This window comes from Kitasatospora sp. NPDC050463 (assembly GCF_040655255.1).
Taxonomy (GTDB): Bacteria; Actinomycetota; Actinomycetes; order Streptomycetales; family Streptomycetaceae; genus Kitasatospora.
In genome coordinates, this window is record NZ_JBFAJO010000016.1 from 127,834 (window position 1) to 137,145 (window position 9,312).

17 protein-coding genes are annotated in these 9,312 nt (G+C 66.6%); all 17 read right to left on the bottom strand.

Annotated features, from left to right (window positions below):
* Window positions 1-8: 8 nt before the first annotated feature.
* Window positions 9-416, bottom strand: a complete 408-nt coding sequence (gene rpsH, locus AB0J08_RS13170) for a 30S ribosomal protein S8 (protein ID WP_030232489.1) — start codon at window positions 414-416, stop codon at window positions 9-11.
* Between the two features lie 268 nt (window positions 417-684).
* Window positions 685-870 carry a type Z 30S ribosomal protein S14 gene (locus tag AB0J08_RS13175; RefSeq protein ID WP_030393303.1) on the bottom strand — a complete coding sequence of 62 codons (186 nt, stop codon included), beginning with the start codon at window positions 868-870 and terminating at the stop codon, window positions 685-687.
* A gap of 4 nt (window positions 871-874) precedes the next feature.
* Window positions 875-1,444: a 50S ribosomal protein L5 gene (gene rplE / locus AB0J08_RS13180; protein ID WP_030300393.1), complete on the bottom strand. Its 570-nt coding sequence runs from the start codon at window positions 1,442-1,444 to the stop codon at window positions 875-877.
* Window positions 1,444-1,755 (bottom strand): 50S ribosomal protein L24, encoded by a 312-nt coding sequence (rplX, locus tag AB0J08_RS13185; RefSeq protein WP_360631665.1) that lies wholly within the window; start codon window positions 1,753-1,755, stop codon window positions 1,444-1,446. Before rplX ends, rplE begins: the two co-directional genes overlap by 1 nt.
* A gap of 15 nt (window positions 1,756-1,770) precedes the next feature.
* On the bottom strand, window positions 1,771-2,142 hold the full coding sequence (rplN, locus tag AB0J08_RS13190) for a 50S ribosomal protein L14 (protein WP_030393301.1): 372 nt from the start codon (window positions 2,140-2,142) through the stop codon (window positions 1,771-1,773).
* 102 nt (window positions 2,143-2,244) lie between these two features.
* Window positions 2,245-2,517: a 30S ribosomal protein S17 gene (gene rpsQ, locus AB0J08_RS13195; RefSeq protein WP_030055826.1), complete on the bottom strand. Its 273-nt coding sequence runs from the start codon at window positions 2,515-2,517 to the stop codon at window positions 2,245-2,247.
* Window positions 2,517-2,741, bottom strand: a complete 225-nt coding sequence (rpmC, locus tag AB0J08_RS13200; RefSeq protein WP_063348970.1) for a 50S ribosomal protein L29 — start codon at window positions 2,739-2,741, stop codon at window positions 2,517-2,519. The genes rpsQ and rpmC overlap by 1 nt, the downstream gene beginning before the upstream one ends.
* Window positions 2,741-3,160, bottom strand: a complete 420-nt coding sequence (gene rplP, locus AB0J08_RS13205; RefSeq protein WP_030055824.1) for a 50S ribosomal protein L16 — start codon at window positions 3,158-3,160, stop codon at window positions 2,741-2,743. Before rplP ends, rpmC begins: the two co-directional genes overlap by 1 nt.
* Before the next feature lie 5 nt (window positions 3,161-3,165).
* Window positions 3,166-3,990, bottom strand: a complete 825-nt coding sequence (rpsC, locus tag AB0J08_RS13210) for a 30S ribosomal protein S3 (RefSeq protein WP_329885381.1) — start codon at window positions 3,988-3,990, stop codon at window positions 3,166-3,168.
* A complete protein-coding gene (gene rplV, locus AB0J08_RS13215; RefSeq protein ID WP_360631630.1) occupies window positions 3,990-4,337 on the bottom strand; it encodes a 50S ribosomal protein L22 in 348 nt (115 codons plus the stop codon). The genes rpsC and rplV overlap by 1 nt, the downstream gene beginning before the upstream one ends.
* Before the next feature lie 50 nt (window positions 4,338-4,387).
* On the bottom strand, window positions 4,388-4,669 hold the full coding sequence (rpsS, locus tag AB0J08_RS13220; protein WP_030055821.1) for a 30S ribosomal protein S19: 282 nt from the start codon (window positions 4,667-4,669) through the stop codon (window positions 4,388-4,390).
* 11 nt (window positions 4,670-4,680) lie between these two features.
* Complete coding sequence (gene rplB / locus AB0J08_RS13225) at window positions 4,681-5,517, bottom strand: 50S ribosomal protein L2 (protein ID WP_360631633.1); 837 nt, start codon at window positions 5,515-5,517, stop codon at window positions 4,681-4,683.
* 43 nt (window positions 5,518-5,560) lie between these two features.
* Window positions 5,561-5,884: a 50S ribosomal protein L23 gene (gene rplW / locus AB0J08_RS13230; protein WP_104816576.1), complete on the bottom strand. Its 324-nt coding sequence runs from the start codon at window positions 5,882-5,884 to the stop codon at window positions 5,561-5,563.
* The gene (gene rplD / locus AB0J08_RS13235) at window positions 5,881-6,558 is read right to left on the bottom strand and encodes a 50S ribosomal protein L4 (RefSeq protein ID WP_360631636.1); all 678 of its coding nucleotides are present in this window, start codon (window positions 6,556-6,558) and stop codon (window positions 5,881-5,883) included. Before rplD ends, rplW begins: the two co-directional genes overlap by 4 nt.
* Before the next feature lie 4 nt (window positions 6,559-6,562).
* On the bottom strand, window positions 6,563-7,210 hold the full coding sequence (rplC, locus tag AB0J08_RS13240) for a 50S ribosomal protein L3 (RefSeq protein WP_327677876.1): 648 nt from the start codon (window positions 7,208-7,210) through the stop codon (window positions 6,563-6,565).
* 14 nt (window positions 7,211-7,224) lie between these two features.
* Entirely contained in the window at window positions 7,225-7,533 is a 309-nt protein-coding gene (gene rpsJ, locus AB0J08_RS13245) for a 30S ribosomal protein S10 (protein ID WP_012785157.1), read from the bottom strand.
* Window positions 7,534-8,022: 489 nt separating this feature from the next.
* Window positions 8,023-9,312: hypothetical protein (locus tag AB0J08_RS13250; protein WP_360631640.1), on the bottom strand; the 1,290-nt coding region annotated here is incomplete at its 5' end.

A 9,312-nucleotide genomic window follows, 5' to 3' on the forward strand; every position in this document is an offset into this window, starting at 1 on the left:
TTCCCGAATTACCAGACGTAGGCGAGAACTTCTCCGCCTACGCCCTTCTTGGCAGCCTGCTTGTCGGTGAGGAGACCGGAAGACGTGGAGATGATCGCCACGCCCAGGCCGCCGAGAACCTTCGGCAGGTTGGTGGACTTTGCGTAGACCCGCAGGCCCGGCTTGCTGATCCGCTTGATGCCAGCGATCGAGCGCTCACGGTTGGGACCGAACTTGAGCTCGATGGTCAGCTTCTTGCCGACCTCGCCCTCGACGGGCTCCTCAACCTTGTAGGAGGAGATGTACCCCTCCTGCTGCAGGATCTGGGCGACGTGCGCCTTGATCTTGCTAGCCGGCATCGCCACGGTGTCGTGGTACGCCGAGTTCGCGTTACGCAGACGCGTGAGCATGTCTGCGATGGGGTCGGTCATGGTCATGATGGCCTCAGGCCTCTCTCGCCGTGGTTTCTCCGCGCCAGGTCCCCCCGCCGCACTCCGAGGAGTGCGACAGGGGCACAGACGCAGGGGACCTGCGGCGTCGTAAGACTGGGTGCGAGCCCTCCGAAGAGGGTCGACGGCAGCTATGGAGCTCCCGCGACAGGGGGCCCGACCTCACTACCTTACGGGATTCCGTACGCAGCCCCAAAAAGGGGCTCTGTGGGATCGGGCACACCTGCTTCGCGATGGCGTTACCGCGAGGTCCTGACTACCAGGAGCTCTTGGTCACGCCCGGCAGCTCGCCGCGGTGGGCCATCTCACGGAGGCACACACGGCAGAGGCCGAACTTGCGGTACACCGAGTGCGGGCGACCGCAGCGCTGGCACCGGGTGTAGGCCCGGACGCCGAACTTCGGCTTCCGCTCGGCCTTTGCGATGAGGGACTTCTTCGCCATTGGCTCACGCCTCCTTGAACGGGAAGCCCAGAGCGCGCAGGAGCGCCCGGCCCTCGTCGTCGGTCTGAGCGGTGGTCACGACGGTGATGTCCATACCGCGCTGACGGTCGACCTTGTCCTGGTCGATCTCGTGGAACATAACCTGCTCGGTCAGACCGAAGGTGTAGTTGCCACGGCCGTCGAACTGCTTGGGGGAGAGACCACGGAAGTCACGGATACGCGGCAGGGCCAGCGACACCAGACGGTCCAGGAACTCCCACATGCGGTCACCACGGAGGGTGACGTGGGTGCCGATCGGCTGGCCCTCGCGCAGCTTGAACTGCGCGATGGACTTGCGAGCCTTGGTCACGGCCGGCTTCTGACCGGTGATCGCGGTCAGGTCGCGGATCGCACCCTCGATCAGCTTGCTGTCACGGGCGGCCTCGCCGACACCCATGTTGACGACGACCTTGACCAGGCCGGGCGTCAGCATGACGTTCTCGTACGAGAACTGCTCCTGCAGCTGACCCTTGATCTCGGAGTTGTAACGCTCCTTGAGACGGGGGGTCACCTTCTCAACAGACGTCTCAGACATCAGATGTCCTCACCGGTTCGCTTGGCAACGCGGATCTTGTTGCCCTCGTCATCGAAGCGGTAGCCCACGCGGGTGACGACCTTCTTGCCGTCCTTCTCCACGACCAGCTGGACGTTGGAGACGTGCACCGGGGCCTCGACGGTGATGATGCCGCCCTGAGTACCCGGACCCGGCTTGGTGTGCTTCTTGACCCGGTTCACACCCTCGACCAGGACCTTGTTCTCGGCGGGCATGGCCTGGATGACCTTGCCCTGCTTGCCGCGGTCCTTGCCGGTGATGACCTGGACCAGGTCACCCTTCTTGATCTTCATGCTGTTCGCCATGGGTTAGAGCACCTCCGGCGCAAGCGAGATGATCTTCATGAACTTCTTGTCGCGCAGCTCGCGGCCCACCGGGCCGAAGATGCGGGTACCGCGGGGGTCACCGTCGGTGTTCTTGAGAACGACAGCGGCGTTCTCGTCGAACCGGATGTACGAACCGTCGGGACGACGGCGCGACTTCACGGTGCGGACGACGACGCACTTGACGACGTCACCCTTCTTCACCGAACCGCCGGGGATCGCGTCCTTGACGGTGGCGACGATGACGTCCCCGATACCGGCGTAGCGGCGACCGGAGCCACCGAGAACGCGGATGCAAAGGATTTCCTTCGCGCCCGTGTTGTCGGCGACACGCAGTCGCGACTCCTGCTGGATCACAGCTTTCTCCTGATCGTCAACGAGAGCTGACGGGCCGGCCGCTGCTCACACCAGCGCCCGCGAGGGACCTGGTGCACATACGGCCGTACCGCATCAACTTCGTTACTTGGCCTTCTCGAGGATCTCGACGACGCGCCAGCGCTTCGTCGCGGACAGCGGGCGGGTCTCCGCGAGGAGGACCCGGTCGCCGATGCCGCAGGCGTTCGCCTCGTCGTGCGCCTTCAGCTTGTTCGTACGGCGGATGACCTTGCCGTACAGCGCGTGCTTGACGCGGTCCTCGACGGCGACGACGACGGTCTTGTCCATCTTGTCGCTGACGACGAGGCCCTCACGGGTCTTGCGGAAACCGCGCGTCTCGTTGGTGTTCTCAGTCATCAGGCGTTCTCCACCGTCTCGATGCCCAGCTCGCGCTCGCGCATCAGGGTGTAGATCCGCGCGATGTCCTTACGGACGAGCTTGAGCCGTCCGTGGTTGTCGAGCTGCCCGGTCGCCGCCTGGAAGCGGAGGTTGAACAGCTCCTCCTTGGCCTCACGGAGCTTGGCAACGAGACCCTCGTTGTCCAGCTCGCGGAGGTCAGCAGCCTTGGTGCCGGCCGACATCAGCTCTCACCTGCCTCGCGCCGGATGATCCGGCACTTCATCGGGAGCTTGTGAGCTGCGCGGGTCAGCGCCTCACGAGCCACCTTCTCGTTGGGGTACGACAGCTCGAACATGACCCGACCCGGGTGCACGTTCGCGATCCACCACTCGGGCGAACCCTTACCGGAACCCATGCGGGTCTCGGCCGGCTTCTTGGTGAGCGGACGGTCCGGGTAGATGTTGATCCAGACCTTGCCGCCACGCTTGATGTGACGGGTGACGGCGATACGAGCGGACTCGATCTGCCGGTTCGTCACGTAGGCCGGGGTGACGGCCTGGATGCCGTACTCGCCGAAGGCGAGCTCGGTGCCACCCTTGGCAGCGCCACGGCGCTTGGGGTGGTGCTGCTTGCGGTGCTTGACCCGACGGGGGATCAGCATTGCGGTCAGGCCTCCGTTCCGGTGTTCTCGGCAGCCGGGGTCTCGGCGGCGACCGGGGCCTGAGCCTCGGCACCGGCGGGACGACGGCCACGGCCACCGCGCTCGCCACCACGGCGCTCGCCACCGCGGGCGGGACGACCACCCTCGGGACGGGCCGGACGGTTGCCCGAGCGGGCAGCGGCGTTCTCAGCGCGGACCTCGGCGATGTTCTTGACGTCGCCCTTGTAGATCCAGACCTTCACACCGATACGGCCGAAGGTCGTCTTGGCCTCGAAGAAGCCGTAGTCGACGTTCGCGCGCAGGGTGTGCAGCGGCACACGGCCCTCGCGGTAGAACTCCGAACGGCTCATCTCGGCGCCGCCGAGACGACCGGAGCACTGGACCTTGATGCCCTTGGCGCCGGACTTCATGGTGCCCTGCATCGACTTGCGCATGGCACGGCGGAAGGAGACGCGGGAGGACAGCTGCTCCGCGACGCCCTGAGCCACGAGCTGGGCGTCCAGCTCGGGGTTCTTGACCTCGAGGATGTTCAGCTGGACCTGCTTGCCGGTCAGCTTCTCGAGGTCGCCGCGGATGCGGTCGGCCTCGGTGCCACGGCGACCGATGACGATGCCGGGACGGGCGGTGTGGATGTCGACGCGGACGCGGTCGCGGGTGCGCTCGATCTCGACCTTGGAGATGCCGGCGCGCTCCATGCCCTTCGTCATCATGCGACGAATGGCAACGTCTTCCTTGACGTAGTCCTTGTACAGCTTGTCGGCGTACCAGCGGGACTTGAAGTCCGTGCTGATGCCGAGGCGGAACCCGTGCGGGTTAACCTTCTGGCCCATTACCGGGTCCCTTCCTTGCTGCTGACGACCACGGTGATGTGGCTGGTCCGCTTGCGGATCCGGTAGGCACGGCCCTGGGCACGCGGACGGAACCGCTTCAGGGTCGGACCCTCGTCAACGTACGCCTCGCTGATGACGAGGTCGTCCACGTTGGAGTGGTTGTAGTTGTGCGCGGCGTTGGCGATGGCGCTGTTGAGCACCTTGCCGACCGGCACGGTAGCGGCCTGCGGAGCGAAACGCAGGACCGCCTGGGCCTCCGTGGCGTTCAGGCCACGGATGAGGTCCACCACGCGGCGGGCCTTCATGGGCGTGACGCGGATGTACCGCGCCTGGGCCCTGGCTTCCATGGTTGTCCCCTTGCTGGTGTAAGTCATTGAGTCGGTAATCTCGCTGGCGACTAGCGACGCTTCGACTTGCGGTCGTCCTTGACGTGACCGCGGAAGGTACGCGTCGGCGCGAACTCGCCGAGCTTGTGGCCGACCATCGACTCGGTGACGAACACCGGGACGTGCTTACGGCCATCGTGCACCGCGATCGTGTGGCCGAGCATGGCCGGGAAGATCACGGAGCGACGGGACCAGGTCTTGATGACGTTCTGGGTACCCGCCTCGTTCTGCGCGTCCACCTTCTTGAGAAGGTGGCCGTCAATGAAGGGGCCCTTCTTGAGACTGCGCGGCATCTGACCTGCTCCTAGCGCTTCTTGTTGGTCTTGCGGCGGCGCACGATGAGGGCGTTCGAAGCCTTCTTCGGGCTACGAGTGCGACCCTCCTTCTGGCCCCACGGCGAGACCGGGTGGCGACCACCGGAGGTCTTACCCTCACCACCACCGTGCGGGTGGTCGATCGGGTTCATGGCCACACCACGCACGGTCGGGCGGACGCCCTTCCAGCGCATACGGCCGGCCTTGCCCCAGTTGATGTTCGACTGCTCGGCGTTGCCGACCTCGCCGACGGTCGCGCGGCAGCGCGCGTCGACCAGGCGGATCTCACCGGAGGGCATGCGCAGGTGCGCCATCTTGCCCTCACGCGCCAGCAGCTGAATGCCGGCACCGGCGGAGCGGGCCATCTTGGCACCGCCACCGGGACGCAGCTCCACCGCGTGGATGGTCGTACCGACCGGGATGTTGCGAAGCGGCAGGTTGTTGCCGGGCTTGATGTCGGCGCCAGCGCCGTTCTCGACCCGGTCACCCTGCGCGATGCCGCGCGGCGCGATGATGTAGCGCTTCTCGCCGTCCGCGTAGTGCAGGAGCGCGATGCGCGCGGTGCGGTTCGGGTCGTACTCGATGTGCGCGACCTTGGCCGGCACGCCGTCCTTGTCGTGACGACGGAAGTCGATCACGCGGTAGGCGCGCTTGTGTCCACCACCCTGGTGGCGAACGGTGATCCGACCGGCGTTGTTACGGCCGCCCTTGCTGTGCAGGGGGCGAACCAGCGACTTCTCCGGCGTGGACCGCGTGATCTCTACGAAGTCGGCCACGCTGGAGCCACGACGGCCCGGCGTAGTCGGCTTGTACTTGCGGATGCCCATTTGGCTCTCTCGTCCTCGTCCTTATCGACGATCACGATCCCCGTTAGGAGACCGGACCACCGAAGATGTCGATGCGGTTGCCCTCAGCCAGCGTCACGATGGCGCGCTTGGTGTCCTTGCGCTTGCCAAAGCCCGTCTTGGAGCGCTTGCGCTTGCCCTGACGGTTGAGCGTGTTGACGGACTCGACCTTGACCGAGAAGACCGCCTCGACGGCCTGCTTGATCTGGGTCTTGTTGGCACCGGGCGACACGACGAACGTGTACTTGTTCTCGTCGAGGAGCGAGTAGCTCTTCTCGGAGATGACCGGCTTCACCAGGACGTCACGGGGGTCCGTGAACGTCTTGCTCGTGATCTCTGCAGCCATCAGGCGGCGCTCCCTTCGAGCTCGCCCTCAGCAGCCACGGCCTTGGCGGACGCGGCGGGACCCGCCACGAAACGCTCGAAGGCGGCCTGGGTGAAGACCACATCGTCGGAGACGAGCACGTCGTAGGTGTTCAGCTGGCCGGCGTCCAGGATGTGCACGTTCGGCAGGTTGCGGGCGCTCTTGAGACCCAGCTCGTCGGCACGCTCGACGACGAGGAGGATGTTCTTGCGCTCGCTGATCTTGCCGAACAGGCCCTTGGCGGCCTTGGTCGACGGCGCCTCGGCCGCGACCACGTCGGTGACGACGTGGATGCGGTTGTGGCGGGCCCGGTCGGTGAGCGCACCGCGCAGGGCGGCGGCGATCATCTTCTTCGGGGTCCGCTGCGAGTAGTCACGCGGCACGGGACCGTGCACGACGCCACCGCCGGCGAACTGCGGGGCGCGGGTCGAGCCCTGACGAGCGCGGCCGGTGCCCTTCTGGCGGTACGGCTTCTTGCCGCCGCCGCGGACCTCGCCACGAGTCTTGGTCTTGTGGGTGCCCTGACGGGCCGCAGCGAGCTGCGCCACGACGACCTGGTGCATCAGCGGAACGCTGACCTTCGCGTCGAAGATCTCGGCCGGAAGCTCGAGGCTGCCGGTCTTGTCGCCCGAGGGCGACAGGATGTCAATGGTGCTCATATCCTCACAGCCCCTTCGCCGCAGTGCGGACGAGGACGAGGCCGCCGTTCGGGCCCGGGATTGCGCCCTTGATCAGGAGCAGCCCCTTCTCCGCGTCAACGGCATGGATGGTCAGGTTCTGGGTGGTCACGCGCTCGTGGCCCATCCGGCCGGCCATCCGTACGCCCTTGAACACACGACCCGGGGTGGCGCAGCCACCGATCGAGCCGGGCGAGCGGTGCTTGCGCTGCACACCGTGACCGGCGCCGAGGCCCCGGAAGTTGTGGCGCTTCATGACACCGGCGAAGCCCTTGCCCTTGGAGGTGCCGGTCACGTCGACCTTGACACCCGCCTCGAACAGCTCCGCGGTGATCTCCTGGCCGAGGGTGTACTCGGACGCGTCCGTCGTACGGAGCTCGACCAGGTGGCGGCGCGGGGTGACACCGGCCTTGGCGAAGTGGCCCGCGAGGGGCTTGTTCACCTTGCGGGGGTCGATCTCGCCGAAGCCGATCTGGACGGCGTCGTAGCCGGCCGGGCTGTCGGCGGTGTGGACCTGGGTCACGACATTGGGCCCAGCCTTGACGACGGTCACCGGAACGATCCGGTTGTTCTCGTCCCAGACCTGGGTCATGCCGAGCTTCTCGCCCAGGATGCCCTTAATCTGCTTAGCCATCTTCGGTGTGCCTCTCAGAGCTTGATCTCGATGTCGACACCAGCCGGCAGGTCGAGACGCATCAGCGAGTCAACCGTCTTCGGCGTGGGGTCGAGGATGTCGATCAGACGCTTGTGAGTGCGCATCTCGAAGTGCTCGCGCGAGTCCTTGTACTTGTGCGGCGAGCGGATGACGCAGTACACGTTCTTCTCAGTGGGCAGCGGCACCGGGCCCGCGACCTGCGCACCAGTGCGAATGACGGTCTCGACGATCTTCTTCGCCGAGGAGTCAATCACCTCGTGGTCGTAGGCCTTGAGCCGGATGCGGATCTTCTGTCCCGCCATGGCTACTCAGTAGTCCTTTGTGTCGTCTGCTGCTTCTACGACCGGATTCGTCCGGGTGGACTGTGTCCGGCGGCACCTCTGGATGGTTACCTCCGACCCACGCGGTCGGGCGTGTCGCACGTCCGCCTGCAAAAAATCCGACAGGAGTCTCCCCCTGCGGATTTCCCACTGGATCGGTGAGGTCTTGCACCCACCAGGCGCCGGATCGAGGCCCCGCCCACGCTTCCCGGAAGATTCCCGTACGTCCGCCCCGCAGCTGCCGCGGTGTCGATTTCACACCACTGCATTCACATACTTCACGTGAACACATGAACGGCCATCACGGGAACGACGAGTACATGGGACTCGCTTCCAGTCCTCCCGGCGGGAGGCGCGTAGCATCGGCACTCAACCGAGCAACTTGGACATACTGCCACATGGAGCAGCGACAAAGCGAATCGGGGCCGGCGGGGTCTCCCCCGCCGGCCCCGACCGGGTCCGTCCGGTCACTCAGTGCTTGCGCCAGACCATCCAGCCCTGCTGCTTGTTGGTCCGCTCCACGAACCACTCGCCCGGGTGGTCCTTCCAGTAGGACTCCGGCGCCTTGCCCTCCTCCGCCAGCGGGGTGACGATCGCGGTCGCCGCGTCGGGGACGGGCTGCCAGCGCGGGTCCAGGTACCAGACCCGGCCCTGGTAGACCTCGAAGGCCTGGGCCATCCGCAGGCTGCCGTCGAGGTCCCAGGCGAGCACCAGGCTGTCCTTGGGCTTGATCCCGGCGGACTTGGTGAAGCCCGTCGCGAGCGGCTTGCGCCAGTTCGAGTGCGGGTAGGCGACCTGCTCGGTGATGGTGGCGGTGGCGAACCCGGCGAACAGCGCGAGCGAGAGGCCCACCGCCCAGAGCACCCGCCGGCCGCCCGCCACCAGCATCAGGGCGACGGCGCCGAGGATGACGAAGGCCGCGGCGGACGCCCTCATCATGTTCAGCCTGGACCAGTCGGCGGCCAGGAAGCTCACGTCCGGCATGCCCCAGCCGATGAAGACCTGGGTGTACAGCAGCTTGCCGGCGGACCAGATCACCAGCTTGGCGAGGACGAGGGTGAGCACGACCGAGCCGGCCACCGTCCAGACGACGTTGCGCAGGCTGAACCGGGACAGCACCGCGACACCGGCCACGAAGGCCGCCGGGACGAGGTAGGCCACGTAGCGGGCGTACACCCAGTTGTCGATGCGCGCGTCGTCGGGCAGGGCGGCGGCCGAGGCCAGCGCGGTGCCGACGAGCAGGGCCACCATCACGCCGCCGACGATCCGGTGCGGGCGCGGGAAGCGGCCGCTGAAGAGCGCGAACACGCAGACGACGACGGCCAGGCCGCCGATCCCCCAGGTCGAGACGATGAAGTACCAGATCTGCCCGGTGGTCCTGGTCAGCGTGCGCTGCAGGATGTCGGGGTTCTTCAGGCCGTCGATCAGGTAGCTGCCGACCTTGCTCGGCTCGACGGTGAACTGCCGGTCGAGCCACCAGGACAGTGCCTTGGAGCCGGCCGAACCGACGGCGAGCGTGGCGAGGCCGACCAGCGTGGTGCGCCACGGCGCCCAGCGCAGTGCCAGCACGCCGACGAACACCACACCGGTGAGGGCGACCACGACCCCGCCGCGGTCGTGGGTGGCCATCGAGTAGGCGGCGGCCGCGCCGGTGCCGGCCGCGTACCAGTAGCGGTGCCTGACCGGGCCGTCGCTGAGCCAGCCGTGCATGCAGAGCAGCCAGGACAGGATCAGCACCGGCAGGACGGTGTCCGACATGAC